This is a genomic window from Moorena sp. SIO4A1 (assembly GCF_010672065.1).
Classification (GTDB): Bacteria; Cyanobacteriota; Cyanobacteriia; order Cyanobacteriales; family Coleofasciculaceae; genus Moorena.
The window spans coordinates 16,834-37,054 of record NZ_JAAHHX010000064.1; the positions used below are offsets into that span (position 1 = coordinate 16,834).

The window sequence follows — 20,221 nt, forward strand, 5'->3', positions numbered from 1 at the left end:
TGGTGAGGTACAAAGAGATCCCCCGTTTCCCTTATCAAGGGGGACTTTGAACTTGATAAGTGTACCTCATAATTCCTAGAAACGCTATATCTAATATCTAAAGGGTAAACCTCTCCATAGTTTGCCTTTCAATAATTGTCCCACTGCTTGAAACGGTGGGATTTCTTTTTGCTGAAATGTTTTTTTTGACACTCCCCACTACTCGACTGTTCGATAGAATAAGGTTTTATTTGCCAAGATTCAGATATAAGTTAGGAATTAGGATTGCGTATGTCAGCTGCCCAGCTAAACACTCACAGAAAACACCAACTTCACACAGAGTCAGGCTTTTACTATTTTGCTTATGGCTCTTGTATGTGTCCAGTAGATTTAAAGCGATCGCTTGGGGAAGATACCCATAATTTTGTGATTGGTACTGCTACCCTTAAGGATTATCATATTGGTTTTTACAACAAATCTCCAAGTCGTAATTGTGGCACGCTGGATGTGGTGAAAACTCCTGGCTCAAGGGTTGAAGGAGTGTTGTATCATTTACCTTGGCGGGTGAGTGAAGCTTTGGATCTGCGGGAAGGTGTGCCTCGCGGTCTCTACCGACAGGAAATGGTAAATGTCCACTGTCAAAATAAGTTGTATCAGGGCGTTCGGACTTATGTGGTGGTGAATAAGTTAGACCGGGAAATGGCTCCTAATGATTGGTATTTCGATGTGGTACTTCGGGGTGCTGTTACCTGTGGGATATCTGAGGAGTATTGCTGGAAGTTGTTTGATCATATGCACCAGTTGCAACTAAAAGCGAGCTGAGGATTGCTATTTGAAGTAGGGAGTAGGGAGTAGGGAGTAGGGAGTAGGGAGTAGGGAATAGGGAATAGGGAACAGGGAAAAAGATGTAGGGTGGGCAGTAAGTATCATCCCGATGGTAAGCTTTGGAATTGGTATTATTACTGCCCACCTTTAGCAAAGGGAATAGGGAGTAGGGAGTAGGGAGTAGGGAGTAGGGAATAGGGAATAGGGAAAAAGATGTAGGGTGGGCAGTAAGTATCATCCCGATGGTAAGCTTTGGAATTGGTATTATTACTGCCCACCTTTAGCAAAGGGAATAGGGAGTAGGGAGTAGGGAGTAGGGAGTAGGGAATAGGGAATAGGGAAAAAGATGTAGGGTGGGCAGTAAGTATCATCCCGATGGTAAGCTTTGGAATTGGTATTATTACTGCCCACCTTACGATTAATTTTATCAAAAAAACAGAGTAGTAGATGTAGGGTGGGCAGTAAGTATCATCCCGATGGTAAGCTTTGGAATTGGTATTATTACTGCCCACCTTACGATTAAGTTTTGCTTCGACTGCTATATCAGCTAATGCGCTATGGGGAAGCTACGGAACTTTTGAATAAAACAGGTATTCTTCAAAAGCTGAATACTGAATGCTTACCTATCAGATACACAGATTTTTTTTTCTATTCCCTATTCCCTATTCCCTGTTCCCTGTTCCCTAAAACCCAGTAATCTATACTAACCGAATTAAAAAATATAGATTTACTCGTTATCAAAATTTATCCAATCTTTCCATTCTTGATTTTCTTGATAATAGTCTTTCATGGCTTCTGCTTGTTGGGCTAAAATGCGACGACGTTCTTCTAGGGTAAGTTGTTGAAAAGCTTGGCGTTCCATTGAATGATTTTGTGCGATTTCAGGTACGATTAAAATAACTTCTATGGTTTCTCCTACCGGTAAATTTGGAAGGGAAATCTCAAGGCGGTTGCCTTGTTGAACGGTTGTGGTTAGATAGTGGGTTTGTTTCATTACAGCAGTTTTCAATTAGTTTAAGTATAAAGTCTTCGATTTTAGGGAGTAGGGAGTAGGGAGTAGGGAGTAGGGAGCAGGCAATAGGCAATAGGCAATAGTAGCGTGCGCGTAGCGCTTAAGCTTAATTATTAGATTAATTATACCAAAAAAATAGACAAATAAAAACTAGTTTATCTTACCATCATCTCCATATTTAATAATAAAAAAAATTCTAAATTCCTTGACAATATATTAATTTATAAATATATTAATAATATAAGCCATTTACAGGAGTCACGATTCATGACCAAGAACATTCCACCTAACTCCGATGACAAGAACACCCCAGAAAACCCTGGTCGCAAACCTAAGAAAGTCAAGCTGATCTTGACCGGTTCTCCTGAAAAAGTTTGGAAGACAATTATTGCCCTTTATGGCCTTAAATACGCCTATCCCAACGAGTGGAGCACTCCGGAACCTACGGGGAAGCCTGATGAGATTATGACTTTTTTGATTCGCTATTTTTACGTAGACTAGGATAGTAATTTGCCAGGGTTTTGACCCCCTGGCGACCATGATTTAAACTTGTTTTGTGGAGGTTAGTTTACTGAGTTAGGATGTTGTTGTTTTGAATCAGTTGCTGAGGTAAATGGTAAGTAGTCAGTGTTGTGGCACAGGCTTCTAGGCTGGGGAGCATCTCAACTTTGTAATTAGGTACATAGATCCCCCCTAACCCCCCTTAAAAAAGGGGGGAATTAGATTGAAAAGTCCCCCTTATTAAGGGGGATAATGGGGGATCTGAATCAGGGATTAACAAAATTGATATGCATCCTATAGCCTGTGACCTAACCCATAAACTGATAGCTGATAAGCTGTTCGCGTAGCGTGCGCGTAGCGCTTAAGCTGATAAGCTAAGCTTTATGTGTAGTGGTTTATATATTAGAATTCGGTCAAGCATTGGTTAACCAAACTTTGACCGATTTTTTTTTATTAGTATGTGTTGCGTAGGGTGCGTTAGGGGCGGGCTAGCCCTGATTTTCCGCCTCTTTCTGGTTGAAACAGTCCGCCCCGTAACGCACCACCGAGTCAAATAGCAAAAATGAGATGCATTCAGTGTGGAAAAAACTTCAGGTGACTTCATGGCACTTCAGATGGGTGAAGCTCTAAGACGATCGTTGTGATTATTTTTTCACAGATAAACAAAATTTGTGAACTTCTTGTCTCAATCTCGCTCAACTAATAAATAATACTCTAAACTAACTATAGTACTACCTACGGCACATTTTTACTGTTTGACACGGTGGTGCGTTACGGGACGGATTGTCCTAACACTGGCTACCAATACAATAATGGCTCCCCAGTCCCTAACGCACCCTACGAACATTTACAAAAGCGATCGCTTATGATTAGTAAAGAAGCCTTCGAGGAAAAATTCAACACCATGCCCTGGAGAAGACGACAAGTGTTGGAGGCGGTGGTTGGTGGCAAGACAGATGAAGCAATCAGAGACAAGGTGCTAAAGGTCAATGATCCATCTACCGTAAGAAAGCATATTTCTAAAATTTATGAAAACTTTAATATTGAAGCTAACGGTTATAATTGTCGTTGTGAGTTAGTGGAAATCGTTAATACCTATAAGCCAGAGTTAGTGGCTGATCAAGTATTAAACGAGTGCGGGTTATCCTCTAGAGCAACTCAAGAGATATATATTGAGCGCCCACCTGTTGAGGCTCGTTGTTATCAGGAAATTGTTAAACCGGGAGCGTTAATTCGGATTAAAGCACCGAAACGAATGGGCAAAACCTTACTGATTCAGCAGATTATCGCCCATGGTGAAAAACAGAGTTATGCTCAGGTTTATTTAAATATGAATGAGCTACCTTTCACTAATTTGGATAGCTTTTTACAATCGTTTTGTGTACGACTGTCTGACAACTTAGGATTGTCGGATCAGTTAGACAGTTATTGGAAAAAGCGTTTACCCAGCAAGGTAAACTGCAAACGATACTTAGAGCAGTATTTATTAAAGTCTTTAGATAGTCCGGTAGTTTTGTGTTTGGATGAAGTAGAGCAAGTCTTTTCTCATCAAGAGATTGCTGAAGGGTTTCTGACGTTGCTGCGTAGTTGGCATGAAGATGCTAAGAGTAAAGAGATTTGGAAAAAACTACGGTTGATTGTGGTTTATGCCACGGAAGTTTACGTTACCTTACCTACCGATCAATCGCCGTTTAATGTGGGATTACAGATAGATTTACTAGAGTTTACTGAGCAGCAGGTTACGAGCTTTGCCCAGGCTTATGGCTTGAATTTGTCTGGGGATTCAGTAACGCAACTGATGGCAATGGTGGGGGGACATCCTGATTTATTGTCCCAAGCCTTTGATTATCTCAAAAATCACCAAGCAGCAGACAACACACTGGATACCCTTTTGGCTAATGCCCCCACAGAAGCGGGAATTTATGGCAGTCATCTCCGTCAACTCTTAACTAGTATTCAAGAGCATCCGGAATTGCTGGAGGCTGTTAAATTATTAGTTAGTACAACTAAACCGGTGCGCCTGGATGCTACTATCACTCGCAAGTTGGAAAGTATGGGTCTGGTGCAACGCTATGGCAATGATTGTAGTTTGATATCTAATTTGTATCGTCTCTATTTTAGCGATCGCATTTTAGGGAAAAGGGAGTAGGGAGTAGGGAGTAGGGAGTAGGGAGTAGGGAAGTTAGAAGTTAGAAGTTAGAAGTTAGAAGTTAGAAGTTAGAATTGGGAATCGGGTAATATCATTATTATCAACATAGCAATAATTTCGATAACAATGAGCAAAACTATCTTTAACTATACCAAATTCTTGAAAACTACTTCTTCTCTCTCCCCATCTCCCCATCTCCCCATCTCCCCACACTCCCCACACTCCCCACACTCCCCACACTGCTCCCTGCTCCCTGCTCCCTGCTCCCTACTCCCTACTCCCTAAAACCCAAAAATTTGTACCTCACCAAATGGCAAACTGCTGTAATGACCAATCAACACTCAACACTCTACAAAGTAGGAGGTAGTTTACCTCACGATGAACCTACTTATGTGACCAGACAAGCGGATCAGGAGCTTTTTCAGGCATTGATGGCTGGGGAGTTTTGTTATGTGCTGAATTCCCGACAGATGGGTAAGTCTAGTTTGCGGGTAAGAACGATAAAACGCTTGAAAGAAGAGGGATTTGCTTGCGCGTCTATCGATCTGACCGTGATTGGAAAAGAAGACATCACGGTGTCGATGTGGTATGAAAGTTTGATGATGTTATTGATGGATGATTTCGAGCTTTTCGGAAAATTTGATGAGGAAGCTTGGTTAGACGAGCGTGCTCAAATCTCTCCGGTCTTGTGCTTAAGTAAGTTTATTGAGCAGATAGTGTTAACCAGTATTCCGGGGAAAATTGTTATTTTCCTGGATGAAATTGATAGTATTATTAAAGTTAAGTTTAAAGATGATTTCTTTGCGTTAATTAGAGCCTGTTACAATCAACGAGCCGAAAAGCCAGCTTACAATCGTCTCACCTTTTGTTTGCTAGGCGTGGCAACTGCTGCAGATTTAATTCAGGATAAACAGCGCACTCCGTTTAATATCGGTCGGGATATTCAGTTGACTGGGTTTACTTTTGAGGAAGCCAAACAGCCTTTGGTTCGGGGTTTGGTCGGTAAGGTTGATAATCCTGAACAGGTATTAGGTGAGATAGTAAACTGGACGGGAGGACAACCGTTTCTGACTCAGCGGTTGTGTCGTTTGGTAGTTCAGACTTGGGAATTGGGCAATAGTAGACTTCTTGCAGAAGTCGGGAACAGGGAACAGGGAACAGGGAACAGTGGACAAGAATTGACGCAAACACTATTAGAAAAACACTTTTGCAAGAGGTCTAGTGTTTACCTAGACCAGATAGTGCGTACCCAGATTATAGACAATTGGGAAGCTCAGGATGAACAGGAGCATTTGAAGACTATACGCGATCGCATTCTCAGAAATGAGCAACGGGCTGGTATGTTATTGGGTTTGTATCAGCAAGTGTTGGATCAGGGTAGTCTAGCTGCTGATGGTAGTGAGGAACAGACGGAATTAAGGTTATCGGGGCTGGTGGTTGAGCGCCATGGCTGTTTGGAGGTTAATAACCGGATTTATGGGGAGGTTTTCAATTCCGATTGGGTTAATCAAGAATTGGCTAGACTACGTCCCTACTCTGAGGCGTTTAGCGCTTGGGTTGATTCTGGATGTAAGGATGACTCTCGATTGTTGCGGGGGAGAGCATTAGACCAGGCCGAACAATGGTCGAAGGGAAAAGCCTTAAGCGATTTGGATTCCCAGTTCTTGAGAGCTAGTCAGGTTTTAGATAAGCGAGAAGTCCGAAAGGCTTTGGCGGCTGAGAAAGAGGCTAGTGAGATATTAGCTAAGGCTAAAGAACAAGCCCAGTGCATCATATGCACTGGGGGAATTGTACTGGGTGTGTCCTTAGTTGTGGCAAGTGTTGCTGTGGTGACTCTAATCAAAGCTACACAACAATTAGAGGAAGCGAAATTCGTCACACTAGTAGAACGGCAAGGGCGTAGTATTTTACGACAGTTACCGGATAATAATGTTTACTATGGCCCCAGTACAAGAGGGGAAACGCTTTTGTATGAGGCCATGGAGACTGGGCAAGACCTATTGGATAGAGTAACAGATGGTCGCCCCCTGGAGCAATATCCTACTACTATTCCTCTATATGCTCTCCACCAGAGTATTAGTCAATTTCGAAAAGGGGCTGTGCTCACCGGCCATCAGTCCGAGGTATTTAGTGTAGCCTTCAGCCCGGATGGACAGAGGCTGGCCACGGCTTCAGTTGACGGCACTGCCAGAATTTGGGACAACCAGGGCAATGAAATCGCCGTGCTCACCGGGCATCAGGACTCGGTATTTAGTGTAGCCTTCAGCCCGGATGGACAGAGGCTGGCCACGGCTTCAGTTGACGGCACTGCCAGAATTTGGGACAACCAGGGCAATGAAATTGCCGTGCTCACCGGCCATCATGACAGGGTATGGAGTGTAGCCTTCAGCCAGGATGGACAGAGGCTGGCCACGGCTTCAGTTGACGGCACTGCCAGAATTTGGGACAACCAGGGCAATGAAATCGCCGTGCTCACCGGGCATCAGGGCTGGGTATTTAGTGTAGCCTTCAGCCCGGATGGACAGAGGCTGGCCACTGCTTCATCCGACGGCACCGCCAGAATTTGGGACAACCAGGGCAATCAAATCGCCCTGCTCACCCGGCATCAGTCCTCGGTAGAGAGTGTAGTCTTCAGCCCGGATGGACAGAGGCTAGCCACGGCTTCATCCGACGGCACTGCCAGAATTTGGGACAACCAGGGCAAGGAATTAGCCGTACTCAGAGGGCATCGGGACGAGGTATGGAGTGTAGCCTTCAGCCCGGATGGACAGAGGCTAGCCACGGCTTCAAAGGACGGCACTGCCAGAATTTGGGACTTACAGGGACATGAATTAACTGTGCTCACCGGCCATCAGTCCTGGGTGTCCAGTGTAGCCTTCAGCCCGGATGGAAAGACGCTGGCCACGGCTTCATGGGACAATACTGCCAGAATTTGGGAATTACAGGGCAATGAAATCGCCCTGCTCACCGGCCATCAGTCCTCGGTAGAGAGTGTAGCCTTCAGCCCGGATGGAAAGACGCTGGCCACTGCTTCAATGGACAAAACTGCCAGAATTTGGGAATTACAGGGCAATGAAATCGCCCTGCTCACCGGCCATCAGTCCTCGGTAGAGAGTGTAGCTTTCAGCCCGGATGGAAAGACGCTGGCCACTGCTTCAATGGACAAAACTGCCAGAATTTGGGACAACCAGGGCAATGAAATCGCCGTGCTCACCGGGCATCGGGACGAGGTATGGAGTGTAGCCTTCAGCCCGGATGGACAGAAGCTGGCCACTGCTTCAAAGGACAACACGGCCAGAATTTGGGACAACCAGGGCAATCAAATCGCCCTGCTCACCGGCCATCAGTTCTGGGTATATAGTGTAGCCTTCAGCCCGGATGGACAGAAGCTGGCCACTGCTTCATCGGACCACACCGCCAGAATTTGGGACAACCAGGGCAATGAAATCGCTGTGCTCACCGGGCATCATGAGAGGGTAAATAGTGTAGCCTTCAGCCCGGATGGACAGAAGCTGGCCACTGCTTCAGCAGACGGCACTGCCAGAATTTGGGACAACCAGGGCAATGAAATCGCCGTGCTCACCGGGCATCGAGACGAGGTATGGAGTGTAGCCTTCAGCCCGGATGGACAGAAGCTGGCCACTGCTTCAAAGGACAACACGGCCAGAATTTGGGATAACCAGGGCAATGAAATCGACGTGCTCAGAGGGCATCAGGACGAGGTATATAGTGTAGCCTTCAGCCCGGATGGACAGAGGCTGGCCACTGCTTCATCCGACGGCACTGCCAGAATTTGGGACTTACAGGGCAATGAAATCGCCGTGCTCACCGGGCATCGGGACGAGGTATGGAGTGTAGCCTTCAGCCCGGATGGACAAAAGCTAGCCACTGCTTCATCGGACCACACCGCCAGAATTTGGAAGGTTGAAAGTTTAGGTGAGCTGCTGCGTCGGGGCTGTGACTTGCTGGAAGATTACTTTGTTAGGAATCCTGGAGCTAAGGAGAAGTTATGGGTATGCGAGGAATAGGGAATCGGGAGTCGGGAATCGGGAATCGGGAATCGGGAATCGGGAATCGGGAATCGGGAATCGGGAATCGGGAATCGGGAATAGGCAAGAGGCAAGAGTTTCACAACTGATCAATGTCATCCATACTCAACCCAGTATATTGAGCAATATCCTTCAGGGATAACCCTGCGGCCTTCATCTGTTTAACAACCTTTTGTATACCTGCTTGTTCACCTGCTTGTTGACCTTCTTGTCTACCTTGTTCAAGACCCTGTTGGAGACCTTCTTGTCTACCTTGTTCAAGACCCTGTTCGAGACCTTCTTGTCTACCTTGTTCGAGACCTTCTTGTCTACCTTCCTGAATCAAGGTTTGATTAACACTGTACATATCCCGGTAGACTTTCAGACTATCCTGGTACAGGGCTTGCTCCTCAGAGGAGAAATTGGCAATCTCGGCCACCTCAAATAGCTGGGCAAACACATCCCCTTGCAACGGTTCAGGGGGAGCATTACAGCTCGCCAGATGCCTCAATAAAAATAACCACTTATCAAAATGGGTTTCTAATTGATCAACAGATTTAGTAAATTTCGGTAGTTCCACATAGATGAATTTCAACTTATCGTAGAACACTTCACACCGCTGATTTTTTAGCTCTACCACATGCAACAATTCTGAATCGTGCTTATGGTCATCAAAACTAAAATCCAGAATACCGACGGTGTAGACTGCCGTTAGCTGATAATTCCAATTTCCCTGTTGCGCCTGTTCTTGGATGGGGAAAGTGGCATAGTAGACACTGCGGTCTTTGAAGAACGTTTGTTTTGCCTTTTGCATTTCCACAATGAAGCGTTCACCGGTTGTGCTCTGACAATAAATATCAAAAATTGCTCTTCTGTCCACTAAAGTCTTACCCAAGAACTCTGGATTCTTAATGGTGACATCCTGAATCTGATGGTGAGGAGGCAGCAGCGTATTTAAGAAGTCGATCAACAGTGCCTTATTTGGCTCAGTGCCAAAAACGCGCTTAAAGCCGAAATCCGTGAGCAGATCAATGTATTTATCTGGCAAGGGGAAAACCATATCAAAAATTAAGATTAATCAAAAGGTATTTTTATTAGCTTTAATTTCGTCTATCTCCCTATTGCCTATTGGGGTGCATCTCTTTGATTTTACTAAAAAACTATGCAGCTGTTGCCCCTATTCCCTATTGGGGTGCATCTCAATCCATGCTGTTTGAGCCGGTGGGTGGAATGGGCATCAGGCGTGGAACAGGCTTCCAGCCTGTGGCAATTTTCGGAAGGGTGGTTCCAACACTAGCGGTGCGTTACGGGCCGGGCTATTCCAACACTACCAGGGGGAACATGAGTGCGATCGCGTCTTATCAAGCACCCTACGGCTGTCACGAAATTACAGATCGTTCCGACTATAATTAAGATAGGCTTTTATTTTGGCACCCACACTTAATAATTTTGAAAATGCCAGCCAAAGATATTTATCATGACACAGTAAAAAATGCACTAATCAAAGATGGATGGACAATTACCAATGACCCTTTAAGCCTTAAAATAGGTAAAAAAGACATCTATATTGACCTAGGTGCTGAAAAAATATTAGTAGCTGAAAAACAAGGACAAAAAATTGCTGTAGAAGTTAAAAGTTTTGTTGGTTCATCAGAAATAGAAGATCTAAAAAACGCCTTAGGGCAATATATATTATACGATAAAGTTCTTAAACGTCAACTTTCAGAACGTCTTCTTTATTTAGCTATTAGAGAAGTAATATTTAACCGCTTATTTACCGAAGAAATCGGACAGATGTTATTAGAAGATAACACGCTTAAAATTATTGTTTTTGAGCCGGAAAAGGAGGTGATTATAAAATGGATAAATTAGAAAACTATCGCCAAATTATTCGTCAAACCTTAACCCCTTATGTTAACATTGATTACTCTAATGTTAACATCCGTAACCATGCAGCATTTGACCGAGAAACAGACCAATATTTAATTGTTTCTGAAGGATGGAATAACCAAGATCATCTTCATAGTTGTTTGATTCATGTGGAAATTAGTAATTATAAAATTTGGATTCAATGTGACAATACTGAAGACGGCATTGCTAATGATTTAGTGGCAGCAGGTATTCCAAAAAGTGATATTGTTTTAGGTTTTCATCCTCCAGATGTTCGCAAATTTACTGAGTTTGCTGTTAGTTAAAATCCGGTTAGGTTGTGTGGAACAGGCTTCCAGCCTGTGGCAATTTTCGGAAGGGCACATGATTGATGATCAATTGGTTAATGGTTGATTATTTGCCCACCCTACCCCTACTTACAACCACAAAATGGAGAGAAAATGTCCCTAATTCAAGAAGATATCGAACAAACGTTTAGGCAACTCGTTCACCAGTGGCGGGAAGAAACCAGAGGAATTTCATCAACCACTCAAGCAGCTATGCATCCTGCTTATCAACAAATTATTGGCATGGGAAAAGAAGCAATTCCGTTATTATTAAGGGAACTTGAACAAAAATCTGGACGGTGGTTTTGGGCTTTAAAATCCATTACTAGAGAAGATCCTGTTCAAGAAGAACATCAGGGGAATACTCAAGAAATGATCAAAGCATGGCTAAATTGGGGACTCCGTAACGGTTATAAATGGTAGGCTTTGCCCACCAAACCCCTACTGACTTTGATTATTTGCCCACCCTACTACCCCTCACTGTTAGTTAAAATCCGGTTAGGTTGCGCATTTACTAGTCTTCCATCGCAGCAGCAATAAGTTTGCGGACGCTGGGAGAGCGAAATCCTAGTATAATATCTTTGGGAGAAACACCCCGCTCAATCAATTCACTATCGATATAAATCTCAGTACTATTGTGCTGTATCCAGATTTGACCTTCGATCAGCTCAAGATGCATGGCACAGCCATAGATGCGGTACTCATTACGCCATTCGTTGTGGAAAACCAGATAACAATCCCGTTCTCTATCAAAGATAAGTTGAGCATTGAGATCATAACTGGCAAAGCTTTCTAAAAATTCGCAGGTAATCTGACGATATTGATCTAATTTATCCATTGGTTAATAACCTCATGATTCGGATCGTAAACAATTAATCGGACTTGATATTAATACTTGATTATTGCCTCACTAATTCATTAAACCGCTTTAGGATTTTGAGAACGTGCTCCAAGCCTGTCTTATTCCGAAGGGAAAATGAATCCGACTCAGCATAATTTGGTTTATCTTGCTTGCTCAGTTTTAGGAAAATAAAATCTGGCCCATTGGTGATAAATCCAAAAGCAGGTCTTTCTGATTCAATATTTCCTAGCATATAACTTAGTGCTTGGGGGATGCCAACTTCCAGGGAGTAATCGGCTCGTTTGGCTTCGATCACTAAAACCCAAAATTCAGGAGTATAGATGAGTAAGTCAAGTCGTCCTGTAATAATTGTTTCTTGATCTTCGGAAGTAATTTCTACGACTTTTTCAGCAGTAATATAAAAGGGAGAACGATAAAAACCAGCTAGTTTCAATAATGGGGAAAGTACTACCATTTTGACGATGGTTTCCACCATTGGACGCTCTGATAAGTGGAGATAGTCTTTCTTTATTTCCTTTAGCTCTTTTTTTTCTAATTCTGTTAGTTCTGGTAAATCATCTTGCCACTCCTGAAAGAATTGCTCATCATCGGTGCGCTCTAAGCCAAATTTTATTCTTAAATCGTAGAGGGTAATCTGGTTAGCTGGAATTGCGGTAACCATGGCTTGATTTACTATAAGGGAGTAGGGAGCAGGGAGCAGGGAATAGGGAACAGGGAACAGGGAACAGGGAATAGGGAATAGGGAATAGGGAATAGGGAATAGTTCACTAAAAAAGCTTTTCAGCTTTTATCAATGTCCTAAGGTAAGCTATCAGCTATCAGTTATCAGCTTATTCCTTGAATCACAGGCTAGAAGCCTGTGCCACTCTACTTGAGGTGCTTTTGAATAAAATAAGCTGACAGCTGACAGCTGACAGCTGATAGCTTACACTAGTACTAATTTGTGAGTAAGGTAGACTCTAAATATCTAAATCGGTGAGATTGAGTCGAGCGCCATAGGTTTCAATGAATTGGCGGCGAGGAGCAACCCGGTCTCCCATGAGTACAGTAAAGATTCTGTCAGCTTCAGCAGCATCTTCGATTTCGATTTGCTTCATGGTGCGAGTTTCTGGATTCATGGTGGTGTCCCACAACTGCTGTGGCATCATTTCACCTAATCCTTTGAATCGTTGGATGTTATAGTTAGCGTTTTCAGGAAATTGGCTAATCCGCTCTTGTAGTTCGCGATCGCTATAACAATAGTTATGGTTGCGACCTCGTTCTAGTTTATATAAGGGAGGACAAGCAATGTAGATGTAGCCTTGGTCTACAAGGGCTCGTTGATAGCGGTAGAAGAAGGTTAGTAATAAAGTACGGATGTGAGCGCCATCCACATCAGCATCAGTCATAATTACAATGCGGTGGTAGCGTAAATTGGACGGGTCGAATTCGTCTCCTTTTATCCCTAGCCCTAGGGCTGTAATTAGGGATTGGATTTCTGTGTTCTTGTAAATTTTGGCATCATCAGTTTTCTCAATGTTGAGGATTTTACCACGGAGGGGGAGAATGGCTTGGAATTGGCGATCGCGTCCTTGTTTAGCACTGTTGTGAACAAACACCCCACTCTCTAAAGCGAAATTATGGGTATGAGGCACTTCGATATCATAGACATCTACCAATTGTTCTAGGGATTCAATGGAAACAACTTGGTAGTTATAGTTAGCAACAGCTTCACAAACCTGTGTCTGATTACCAGCAACAGCGGAATAGGCTTCTTTGTGTTGGGTTTTGACCTTTGCCTGTTTCCTGATTTCTGCCAGTGGCCGGTATAGAGGCATTAGCAAATCATCAGGAGTCAGAGATACTGCTGGCTTATAACTACCATCTTGCAACATGAACAGGTGATCGGGAGTGCAAATAATGGTTTCTGAGTTATCTAAGGTAAGTTTGATGACTTTAGCATTGGCTTTGGTCATCCTAGGATTGATAATCCGTTCTATTCCGATGCTGCCGTTATTGGTAATCGTGTAGCAAAAATGCTCTTTACCAATAGCTTGTTCTGCTACAAGTTCCTTGAAGCTCAAAGACCGTCCATCAGCCAGGGCAACCTGTGTCTCTCCAGAAAAACATCCCCCTGCACTATCCCCCTCAACGATGAATATCTCTGATTCCCCTGGGTCCCGAGAACTACAATCGGCTAACTTACCGGGTAAGGGAGAAGACTCTAGTACTGATTTCCGCCGCACTAATTCACGAGCACGACGAGCAGCTTCTGCGGCTTTATAGGCTTGAATCGCTTTTTCTAAGATAGTATCGACGACTTGGGGATGAAAATCCAGGTATTCAGTCAAGACTTCCCCAACTAGGGAATCTACAATCCCCCTTACTTCTGTATTTCCCAGTTTAGTTTTGGTTTGACCTTCAAATTCTGGCTCTGGGACTTTGACAGAAATCACCCCAGTTAATCCTTCTCGGATATTCTCACCACCTAGGTTAGACTCACTTTCTTTGAGTTTATTGCGCTTGCGTGCGATCGCATTCATGGTTCGGGTCAAGACTGTCTTGAGCCCCTCCAAGTGGGTACCACCATCAATAGTGCGAATATTGTTAGCAAAACCCAGCAAATTATCACTATAGGCATCAATGCACCATTGTAGTGCCACTTCCACTTGGATACTTTTGCGTTCCCCTTGTATATAGATAATTTCCTCGTGTAGGGCGTGCTTTTCTCGGTTCATGTAAGCGACATATTCCTGGATCCCTCCTTCGTAGTGATAGGTTTCTACTCTGGGTTCTTCCAGGCGATGGTCTGAGAAGGTAATTTTAACACCAGCATTCAGGTAAGCCAGTTCTCGGAGACGTCCGGATAAGGTAGTATAATCAAACTCAATACCGCCAGTAAAGATTTCGGTATCTGGCTTAAAGTTTACTGAGGTACCAGTGTGGGCCTTTTTATAGGGCTTGACGAGTAGTTCAGTCATGGGCACACCCCGCTCATAGCGCTGGGTATGTTCTTTTTTCTCCCGCCACACCGTTACATCTACCCACTCAGACAGAGCATTGACTACGGAAACACCAACACCGTGCAATCCTCCAGAGACTTTATAGCCGCCGCCACCAAACTTACCACCGGCATGAAGTACGGTCATTACGGTTTCCAGTGCTGATTTCCCTGTGGTAGGGTGGGTGTCCGTAGGAACTCCTCGTCCGTCATCGGTAACGGTTACGGAACCATCGCTATTGATATCAACTTCGATGTGAGTACAATACCCAGCCAGCGCTTCATCGATGGAATTGTCTACAACTTCGTAGACTAGATGATGGAGACCCCTAGGTCCAGTTGTCCCGATGTACATCCCTGGGCGTTTCCGCACCGGTTCGAGACCTTCTAGAACTTGAATCTGATCGGCACTGTAACTACTCGTCATAATCTTTCGGGGTTTTCCGTTAAAAGCTTTGAAAGGCTATGATTCATCAAAAATGATAAAACACCCGAAGATTGTAACACAAAAGCCTTATAGGCGACCACAGCCCATTTTCATAGGTTATTTCTATAGGGGATTAACTATATAGGGTATGATGGTGTCAGTGGGTCAGTGCTCAAGTTAGTCCCGAATGCCGCAATGGAAGATGAAACAGCCCTCCCCTCAAAACTCAACACTCAACACTGAGCACTCAGCAGTCATAGTAATTTGTGGTGCTACAGCCACAGGTAAGTCGAGTCTAGGAATAGCATTAGCACAGCGGGTTAGTTCAATAATTCTTAATGCTGATTCTCGTCAGGTTTACCGAGAATTTGATATTGGAACCGCTAAGCCGACACTGGCTCAACAACAGCAGGTACCCCATTATCTGATCGACATCTGTGACCCAACCGAAACCTTAACTGTAGCTGATTATCAACAGCAAGCCCAGGAAATTATAGCTAGCAAACACAGGGAAGACCGGGTAGATCAGGCTGACTTAAACAATAACCCTCTTTTCCTAGTTGGTGGTACTGGTTTATATATCAAATCGGTAGTGCGGGGGTTAAAAATTCCTCGGGTTGCGCCTCAGGAAGATTTGCGATCGCAACTAGCTGCTCTTGGTCAAGCTCAGCTCTATAATTTCCTCCAACAAATTGATCCTGTTGCTGCTCAGAAGATTCATCCCAATGATCAAGTGCGGACATTGCGAGCATTGGAAGTATTTTATGTAACTGGAATTCCGATATCACAGCAGCAGGGAGAAAATCCTCCTAATTATCCAATTCTCCAGATTGGCTTGGAATGTCAGGATTCTGAAACTATTACCCAGCGGATTGCTCAGCGTACTGACCAAATGTTAGCAGCAGGATTTGTGGCTGAGGTGGAAACTATTGCTCAGAAGTATGGTTGGAATTTACCGTTACTGGATACGTTGGGATATCGGGAAATTAAAGATTATCTTGCTGGTAACTTATCCCTTGAGCAGGCCAGAGAGTTAACTGTTCTCCACACTCGCCAATTTGCTAAACGTCAACGCACTTGGTTTAAGGCTTATCCTGAGATTGAATGGTTTGATGCAGATTGTCCTGATTTGTTGGAGAAGGTTTGGGAGCGGATAGAAGGTTTTTTAGAATTGATAATTAAGAATTAAGAATCGGGAATCGGGAATCGGGAATCGGGAATCGGGAATCGGGAATCGGGAATCGGGAATCGGGAATCGGGAATCGGGAATCGGGAATCGGGAATCGGGAATCGGGAATCGGGAATCGGGAATCGGGAACAGAGGGGAAATTTTAAAATGGAATCCCGTAGGGTTTATTTCAGAACATCGCGTTTTTTTGAGGAGTAATTTTATCGAGATCCACGGAAACATGAAATCGAAAAAAAATGGAAATATATCCGAAAAAAAAATATACTAATCGTCAATCAATTGTGATAATTTTTTTCCCGACTCCCGACTCCCGACTCCCGACTCCCGACTCCCGTTCCCCTCCTGGGAGGGGTTAGGGGTGGGTTCCGACTCCCGACTCCCGACTCCCGACTCCCGACTCCCTAAAACCTAAGACGAAGTAGCTAATCCAATTGATCAATGGGATAAACAATTATCACAGCGATCGCATCTAAAGCCAACCGCTTCTTGAGTAAAACCAAATGCCTGTAGTAAAAATTGCCAACGACACTGGCGAGTTTTCAGGTATTGATTCATCTGAGACTGGGCTTGCTGTTGGATAGTACTAACCTGTGCTAGGGAGGAAGATTTTCTAGACCGGTGTTGCCGGTAATGGAATGGATCAATCCATTCTAGTTGACCAGCACTATCGAGGAGTGCTAAGGCTATGGCACCATTGGGAAACTCTTTGGCTACTTTGGCTACTTCTCCCTGGGCTGGTAATTGCTTTGCTAACTGTTGAGCCTTTTGGTATTGCGATCGCATTTGATGGGCAAAAAATTCTTGTCGTTGCTTATCCTCTGGATTTAACCATCCTGTTGGTTCACTGACTAAGGTCAAAGCATCCGCTGGTTTACCATCCCTTCCCCCACGACCTACTTCCTGAATATATTCCGATAAGAGTAAAGGTGCTTGGAAATGCACGACCCAGCGTACATCTGGCTTATTAATCCCCATGCCAAAGGCACAGGTACATACCACAAATTGGGTCTGACCACTAATCCAGCTGGCTTCAATTTTCCGACGCTCCTGAGCACCCAAGCCAGCGTGGTAAGCTGCGGTGGAATACCCCAAGGAAGTAAACCATTGCGCTAACACTTCACTATCTTTTCGGGAACGGACATAGACTAACCCAGCTTGTTTAGGTCTGGCTTTAATATAGTTCAATACTCGTTGGCGACGTCCTTTGGGAGTCCAGACGGTTTGGACCTGGAGGTTAAGATTGTCTCGATAGGGGCTAATTAAAAATGTTTGGGGTTGTCGCAGTTGCAAGACTTTGCGGATGGTTTGTTGAGCCTTGGGGTCAGCGGTAGCAGTAAAGGATGCGATCGCAATTTTTGTTCCCTTGGGCTTACACTTGAGCAGTGCTGGTCTGACTGCTCCCAAACGGCGATAAGCGGGTCTAAAGGTATCACCCCATTGAACCAAACAATGGGCTTCATCTAAAATCAATCCATTAATCTGAAGCTGTGGCTGACACAATCGTTTCCACACTGCTGCACTGAGTAGGGTTTCTGGGGATAAGTAGAGCAATCGCAGTTGCTGCTTTTCTAGAGCTTGAAGGGTTTGTTGCCGTTGGGAGCGAGGTAATTCACTATGTAACAGAGCAGCAGGTAATTTGCGATCGCGCAATTCCTGCACCTGATTTTCCATCAATGCTACTAGTGGAGAAATCACTAATGTTAATCCAGTTTGTAGTAAAGCTGGTAGTTGAAAACAAATCGACTTACCACCACCAGTAGGCAAAACAATTAAAGCATCCCGTTGTTCTAAAATCATCCGAATAATCTCACCTTGGGGAGGTCGAAAATCCTCGTAACCCCAGAATCGTTTCAAGGCTGCACGAACATCATCCCATTGATGATTACTGGATTGATTAGTATTAGTATTATTACTAGTATTTTGAACAATCATCCTGCTTTTCTTCCGTTGATTCCTTTTAAGCTTAGAGAAATGCTGACCGGTTATACACCAGAATATCAACGGATTTTGCTAGGATGATTACTGAAACGATGTCCGTAAAATTTCTTAGTAAAGACATTGACTAACCACTCTACCTCGTAAACTGCGAAAACCATGAGATTCATTAGTCCCAAAACTGACTTTGCTTTCAAGAAAATCTTTGGCTCAGATCAAAGTAAGGATATTCTGATTTCCTTCCTCAATGCCATGATCTACTCCGGGGAGTCGGTAATCCAGGATTTAGAAATCCTTGACCCCTATAGTGCCGGGGATGTAGTGGAGTTAAAAGACACTGTCTTGATGCAGTCGCTCATGGGGGAAACCCCCAAGACCGCGCTGCATCGCTATCTGGATGTTAAGGCAGTATTAGAGGATCAAACAACTGTGCTGATTGAAATGCAAATCTGGAATGTGGAGGCTTTCGAGAAGCGAGTGGTCTATAACTTGTGCAAAACCTATGGGAATCAACTAAAGTCGGGACAGGGATATTTCGATCTCAATCCAGTCATTGCGTTAACCATCACGGATTTTAAGTTATTCCCATCAACCGAAAAAGTAATTAGCTGTTTTTACTTTCAAGAAAAAGAAGAGCACTTGCCTTATCAGGAAAATGAATTAGCGATGGTGTTTGTGGAACTTCCCAAATTCACTAAGCAGCTGGAAGAGTTAGAAAGTGTGATAGATAAGTGGATATATTTTATCAAAGAAGCTCCCAGTTTAGAAATTATTCCTGAGAATCTCAGGGAAATCCCACAGCTAGAAAAAGCCTTAACTATAGCGAATCAAGCGGGGTTGAGTGTGTCAGAATTGGAAAAACTCCGCAAGCAGGAGATGGTCTTGGAGGACACGCGAGGTGCATTGAGTCTAGCTCAACGGGAAGGAATAGAACAGGGAATAATACAGGGAATAGAACAGGGAATAATACAGGGACGAGTACAAGGGGAAAGAAGGGTAATAGTGCGACAGCTTGAGCGCCGTTTTGGCCAACTATCCAGTAATGCGATCGCATTAATCGAAGCCTTGACGAATCAAGAGCTAGAGCGTTTATCAGAAGCCATCTGGGATTTCCAGACCAGGGAAGACTTACTCAACTGGCTCCAACAGAACTCTAATTAAAAGCTAGTAATGTATCATAACTTGACTCAATAAACAAGATCCAGGTGCGATCAATTTTCTAGTTCAGATTCACTACAGTGTCTTGATGCAAAGCGCGAGTGGGGGAAACCCCCAAGACCGCGCTGCATCGCTATCTGAGATAGTGTTAACTTTGAACAATTTGCCTTGGCCTACGATAATATTTGTAAATACTTAGCCGAAGAATACCCATCGGAGTTTTTTCATTGGCTATTGGGTGAAGAACCTCGCGATATTCAGGTAATTAAAACCGAATTAAGTGCTGAACCAATTCAAGCTGATGCTCTGAGTCTACTGCAAAGTACTAACCAAATTCTGCACCTAGAATTTCAAACCCTACCCCAATCCCAGCCACCACTACCATTTCGGATGTTAGACTATTGGGTCAGATTACAACGTAAATACCGATGTCCCATTAACCAGGTGGTGATTTTCCTCAAGTCTACGACCTCCGATCTGGTATTTACGAACGAGTTTAGGGATACTAACACCTGGCATAGTTATAGAGTAATTCGTCTGTGGGAGCAAGACCCTCAACCACTGTTAGCCAATCGAGCTCTGTTACCCTTGGCAACTTTAGCCAGGAGTAATAGCCCTAATCGATTGTTAGAGCAAGTGGTTGCGGAAGTAGATAAAATTGAAGAAAAACCATTACGGGGAAACCTAGCGGCCTGTGTGGATGTGCTGGCTGGTTTACGGTTTGACAAAAATTTAGTCTGTCGATTGTTGAGGGAGGAAGTTATGGAAGAATCAGTCACCTATCAAGATATTATCCAAAAGGGAGTCCAGAAGGGACTCCAGCAGGGACTCCAGCAGGGACTCCAGCAGGGACTCCAGCAGGGACTCGACCGAGGAAAGCAGGAGGAAGCGGTATTAATTGTGATGCGTCAACTAACCCTGAGGTTAGGTTTACTTGACCCTGTGCTCCAACAGCAGATT

24 protein-coding genes are annotated in these 20,221 nt (G+C 44.1%); 12 read left to right on the top strand and 12 right to left on the bottom strand.

Annotation, left to right across the window (positions count from 1 at the left end; translation table 11 throughout):
* Positions 1 to 270: 270 nt before the first annotated feature.
* Positions 271 to 801, top strand: a complete 531-nt coding sequence (locus F6K53_RS28755; protein ID WP_293021420.1) for a gamma-glutamylcyclotransferase — start codon at positions 271 to 273, stop codon at positions 799 to 801.
* Here F6K53_RS28755 and F6K53_RS28760 read toward each other — a convergent pair.
* Together F6K53_RS28760 and F6K53_RS28765 are read right to left on the bottom strand one after the other, a co-directional pair.
* Positions 725 to 1,042 (bottom strand): hypothetical protein, encoded by a 318-nt coding sequence (locus F6K53_RS28760; protein WP_293021422.1) that lies wholly within the window; start codon positions 1,040 to 1,042, stop codon positions 725 to 727. The genes F6K53_RS28755 and F6K53_RS28760 overlap by 77 nt on opposite strands.
* On the bottom strand, positions 939 to 1,316 hold the full coding sequence (locus F6K53_RS28765; RefSeq protein WP_293021423.1) for a hypothetical protein: 378 nt from the start codon (positions 1,314 to 1,316) through the stop codon (positions 939 to 941). Before F6K53_RS28765 ends, F6K53_RS28760 begins: the two co-directional genes overlap by 104 nt.
* A 38-nt stretch (positions 1,317 to 1,354) precedes the next feature.
* Here F6K53_RS28765 and F6K53_RS28770 point away from each other — a divergent pair, with 38 nt between their 5' ends.
* Positions 1,355 to 1,501, top strand: a complete 147-nt coding sequence (locus F6K53_RS28770; RefSeq protein ID WP_293021425.1) for a hypothetical protein — start codon at positions 1,355 to 1,357, stop codon at positions 1,499 to 1,501.
* Positions 1,502 to 1,531: 30 nt separating this feature from the next.
* Here the strand turns inward: F6K53_RS28770 and F6K53_RS28775 are convergent, their stop codons facing one another.
* A complete protein-coding gene (locus F6K53_RS28775) occupies positions 1,532 to 1,798 on the bottom strand; it encodes a hypothetical protein (protein ID WP_293021427.1) in 267 nt (88 codons plus the stop codon).
* A complete protein-coding gene (locus tag F6K53_RS28780; RefSeq protein WP_293021429.1) occupies positions 1,746 to 1,889 on the bottom strand; it encodes a hypothetical protein in 144 nt (47 codons plus the stop codon). Before F6K53_RS28780 ends, F6K53_RS28775 begins: the two co-directional genes overlap by 53 nt.
* Positions 1,890 to 2,083: 194 nt before the next feature.
* Between F6K53_RS28780 and F6K53_RS28785 the strand changes: the two genes are divergently transcribed.
* Together F6K53_RS28785 and F6K53_RS28790 are read left to right on the top strand one after the other, a co-directional pair.
* On the top strand, positions 2,084 to 2,317 hold the full coding sequence (locus F6K53_RS28785; RefSeq protein WP_293021431.1) for a hypothetical protein: 234 nt from the start codon (positions 2,084 to 2,086) through the stop codon (positions 2,315 to 2,317).
* Positions 2,318 to 3,083: 766 nt separating this feature from the next.
* Positions 3,084 to 4,466 carry an AAA-like domain-containing protein gene (locus F6K53_RS28790; RefSeq protein WP_293021433.1) on the top strand — a complete coding sequence of 461 codons (1,383 nt, stop codon included), beginning with the start codon at positions 3,084 to 3,086 and terminating at the stop codon, positions 4,464 to 4,466.
* Positions 4,467 to 4,520: 54 nt separating this feature from the next.
* Here the strand turns inward: F6K53_RS28790 and F6K53_RS28795 are convergent, their stop codons facing one another.
* The gene (locus F6K53_RS28795; RefSeq protein ID WP_293021435.1) at positions 4,521 to 4,661 is read right to left on the bottom strand and encodes a hypothetical protein; all 141 of its coding nucleotides are present in this window, start codon (positions 4,659 to 4,661) and stop codon (positions 4,521 to 4,523) included.
* Between the two features lie 131 nt (positions 4,662 to 4,792).
* On the opposite strand from F6K53_RS28795, the gene F6K53_RS28800 reads away from it, so the two are divergent.
* Positions 4,793 to 8,494: an AAA-like domain-containing protein gene (locus F6K53_RS28800; RefSeq protein WP_293083027.1), complete on the top strand. Its 3,702-nt coding sequence runs from the start codon at positions 4,793 to 4,795 to the stop codon at positions 8,492 to 8,494.
* Here the strand turns inward: F6K53_RS28800 and F6K53_RS28805 are convergent.
* Both F6K53_RS28805 and F6K53_RS28810 read right to left on the bottom strand, forming a co-directional pair.
* Positions 8,474 to 8,614 carry a hypothetical protein gene (locus F6K53_RS28805; RefSeq protein WP_293069523.1) on the bottom strand — a complete coding sequence of 47 codons (141 nt, stop codon included), beginning with the start codon at positions 8,612 to 8,614 and terminating at the stop codon, positions 8,474 to 8,476. The two genes, F6K53_RS28800 and F6K53_RS28805, sit on opposite strands and share 21 nt — an antisense overlap.
* The gene (locus F6K53_RS28810) at positions 8,595 to 9,554 is read right to left on the bottom strand and encodes an Rpn family recombination-promoting nuclease/putative transposase (RefSeq protein ID WP_293083030.1); all 960 of its coding nucleotides are present in this window, start codon (positions 9,552 to 9,554) and stop codon (positions 8,595 to 8,597) included. Before F6K53_RS28810 ends, F6K53_RS28805 begins: the two co-directional genes overlap by 20 nt.
* A 68-nt stretch (positions 9,555 to 9,622) precedes the next feature.
* Here F6K53_RS28810 and F6K53_RS28815 point away from each other — a divergent pair, with 68 nt between their 5' ends.
* From F6K53_RS28815 to F6K53_RS28830, 4 genes are all read left to right on the top strand, one after another.
* Complete coding sequence (locus F6K53_RS28815; protein ID WP_293069519.1) at positions 9,623 to 9,907, top strand: hypothetical protein; 285 nt, start codon at positions 9,623 to 9,625, stop codon at positions 9,905 to 9,907.
* Between the two features lie 42 nt (positions 9,908 to 9,949).
* Entirely contained in the window at positions 9,950 to 10,366 is a 417-nt protein-coding gene (locus F6K53_RS28820) for a XisH family protein (protein WP_293069517.1), read from the top strand.
* A complete protein-coding gene (locus tag F6K53_RS28825; RefSeq protein WP_293069515.1) occupies positions 10,354 to 10,689 on the top strand; it encodes a XisI protein in 336 nt (111 codons plus the stop codon). Before F6K53_RS28820 ends, F6K53_RS28825 begins: the two co-directional genes overlap by 13 nt.
* A 135-nt stretch (positions 10,690 to 10,824) precedes the next feature.
* Complete coding sequence (locus F6K53_RS28830; protein ID WP_070396506.1) at positions 10,825 to 11,133, top strand: hypothetical protein; 309 nt, start codon at positions 10,825 to 10,827, stop codon at positions 11,131 to 11,133.
* A 91-nt stretch (positions 11,134 to 11,224) separates the two neighbouring features.
* Here F6K53_RS28830 and F6K53_RS28835 read toward each other — a convergent pair whose 3' ends face one another.
* The 3 genes from F6K53_RS28835 to gyrB all read right to left on the bottom strand — a co-directional run bounded on the left by F6K53_RS28835 (position 11,225) and on the right by gyrB (position 14,979).
* Entirely contained in the window at positions 11,225 to 11,548 is a 324-nt protein-coding gene (locus F6K53_RS28835) for a XisI protein (RefSeq protein WP_293069513.1), read from the bottom strand.
* A gap of 61 nt (positions 11,549 to 11,609) precedes the next feature.
* Positions 11,610 to 12,233 carry a type I restriction endonuclease gene (locus F6K53_RS28840; protein ID WP_293021450.1) on the bottom strand — a complete coding sequence of 208 codons (624 nt, stop codon included), beginning with the start codon at positions 12,231 to 12,233 and terminating at the stop codon, positions 11,610 to 11,612.
* A 298-nt stretch (positions 12,234 to 12,531) separates the two neighbouring features.
* Positions 12,532 to 14,979, bottom strand: a complete 2,448-nt coding sequence (gene gyrB / locus F6K53_RS28845; RefSeq protein ID WP_293069511.1) for a DNA topoisomerase (ATP-hydrolyzing) subunit B — start codon at positions 14,977 to 14,979, stop codon at positions 12,532 to 12,534.
* A 202-nt stretch (positions 14,980 to 15,181) separates the two neighbouring features.
* On the opposite strand from gyrB, the gene miaA reads away from it, so the two are divergent.
* Positions 15,182 to 16,168 (top strand): tRNA (adenosine(37)-N6)-dimethylallyltransferase MiaA, encoded by a 987-nt coding sequence (gene miaA, locus F6K53_RS28850; protein ID WP_293069509.1) that lies wholly within the window; start codon positions 15,182 to 15,184, stop codon positions 16,166 to 16,168.
* On the opposite strand, the gene F6K53_RS28855 is transcribed toward miaA, so the two are convergent.
* Both F6K53_RS28855 and F6K53_RS28860 read right to left on the bottom strand, forming a co-directional pair.
* Positions 16,145 to 16,390 (bottom strand): hypothetical protein, encoded by a 246-nt coding sequence (locus tag F6K53_RS28855; RefSeq protein ID WP_293069507.1) that lies wholly within the window; start codon positions 16,388 to 16,390, stop codon positions 16,145 to 16,147. The two genes, miaA and F6K53_RS28855, sit on opposite strands and share 24 nt — an antisense overlap.
* A gap of 213 nt (positions 16,391 to 16,603) precedes the next feature.
* Positions 16,604 to 18,100 carry an ATP-dependent DNA helicase RecQ gene (locus F6K53_RS28860; protein ID WP_293069505.1) on the bottom strand — a complete coding sequence of 499 codons (1,497 nt, stop codon included), beginning with the start codon at positions 18,098 to 18,100 and terminating at the stop codon, positions 16,604 to 16,606.
* 162 nt (positions 18,101 to 18,262) lie between these two features.
* Here F6K53_RS28860 and F6K53_RS28865 point away from each other — a divergent pair, with 162 nt between their 5' ends.
* Both F6K53_RS28865 and F6K53_RS28870 read left to right on the top strand, forming a co-directional pair.
* Positions 18,263 to 19,264, top strand: a complete 1,002-nt coding sequence (locus F6K53_RS28865) for an Rpn family recombination-promoting nuclease/putative transposase (protein ID WP_293021461.1) — start codon at positions 18,263 to 18,265, stop codon at positions 19,262 to 19,264.
* A gap of 165 nt (positions 19,265 to 19,429) precedes the next feature.
* On the top strand, positions 19,430 to 20,221 hold a 792-nt coding region (locus F6K53_RS28870), incomplete at its 3' end, for a hypothetical protein (RefSeq protein WP_293083033.1).

Coding starts and splice junctions, on each gene's coding strand:
- F6K53_RS28755 (WP_293021420.1), top strand. CDS start 271: ATGTCAGCTGCCCAGCTAAACACTCACAGAAAACACCAACTTCACACA.
- F6K53_RS28775 (WP_293021427.1), bottom strand. CDS start 1,798: ATGAAACAAACCCACTATCTAACCACAACCGTTCAACAAGGCAACCGC.
- F6K53_RS28785 (WP_293021431.1), top strand. CDS start 2,084: ATGACCAAGAACATTCCACCTAACTCCGATGACAAGAACACCCCAGAA.
- F6K53_RS28770 (WP_293021425.1), top strand. CDS start 1,355: ATGCGCTATGGGGAAGCTACGGAACTTTTGAATAAAACAGGTATTCTT.
- F6K53_RS28840 (WP_293021450.1), bottom strand. CDS start 12,233: ATGGTTACCGCAATTCCAGCTAACCAGATTACCCTCTACGATTTAAGA.
- F6K53_RS28835 (WP_293069513.1), bottom strand. CDS start 11,548: ATGGATAAATTAGATCAATATCGTCAGATTACCTGCGAATTTTTAGAA.
- F6K53_RS28760 (WP_293021422.1), bottom strand. CDS start 1,042: ATGATACTTACTGCCCACCCTACATCTTTTTCCCTATTCCCTATTCCC.
- F6K53_RS28860 (WP_293069505.1), bottom strand. CDS start 18,100: ATGATTGTTCAAAATACTAGTAATAATACTAATACTAATCAATCCAGT.
- F6K53_RS28810 (WP_293083030.1), bottom strand. CDS start 9,554: ATGGTTTTCCCCTTGCCAGATAAATACATTGATCTGCTCACGGATTTC.
- F6K53_RS28805 (WP_293069523.1), bottom strand. CDS start 8,614: ATGACATTGATCAGTTGTGAAACTCTTGCCTCTTGCCTATTCCCGATT.
- F6K53_RS28830 (WP_070396506.1), top strand. CDS start 10,825: ATGTCCCTAATTCAAGAAGATATCGAACAAACGTTTAGGCAACTCGTT.
- F6K53_RS28800 (WP_293083027.1), top strand. CDS start 4,793: ATGACCAATCAACACTCAACACTCTACAAAGTAGGAGGTAGTTTACCT.
- gyrB (WP_293069511.1), bottom strand. CDS start 14,979: ATGACGAGTAGTTACAGTGCCGATCAGATTCAAGTTCTAGAAGGTCTC.
- F6K53_RS28820 (WP_293069517.1), top strand. CDS start 9,950: ATGCCAGCCAAAGATATTTATCATGACACAGTAAAAAATGCACTAATC.
- F6K53_RS28855 (WP_293069507.1), bottom strand. CDS start 16,390: ATGTTTCCGTGGATCTCGATAAAATTACTCCTCAAAAAAACGCGATGT.
- F6K53_RS28825 (WP_293069515.1), top strand. CDS start 10,354: ATGGATAAATTAGAAAACTATCGCCAAATTATTCGTCAAACCTTAACC.
- miaA (WP_293069509.1), top strand. CDS start 15,182: ATGAAACAGCCCTCCCCTCAAAACTCAACACTCAACACTGAGCACTCA.
- F6K53_RS28865 (WP_293021461.1), top strand. CDS start 18,263: ATGAGATTCATTAGTCCCAAAACTGACTTTGCTTTCAAGAAAATCTTT.
- F6K53_RS28795 (WP_293021435.1), bottom strand. CDS start 4,661: ATGGGGAGATGGGGAGAGAGAAGAAGTAGTTTTCAAGAATTTGGTATA.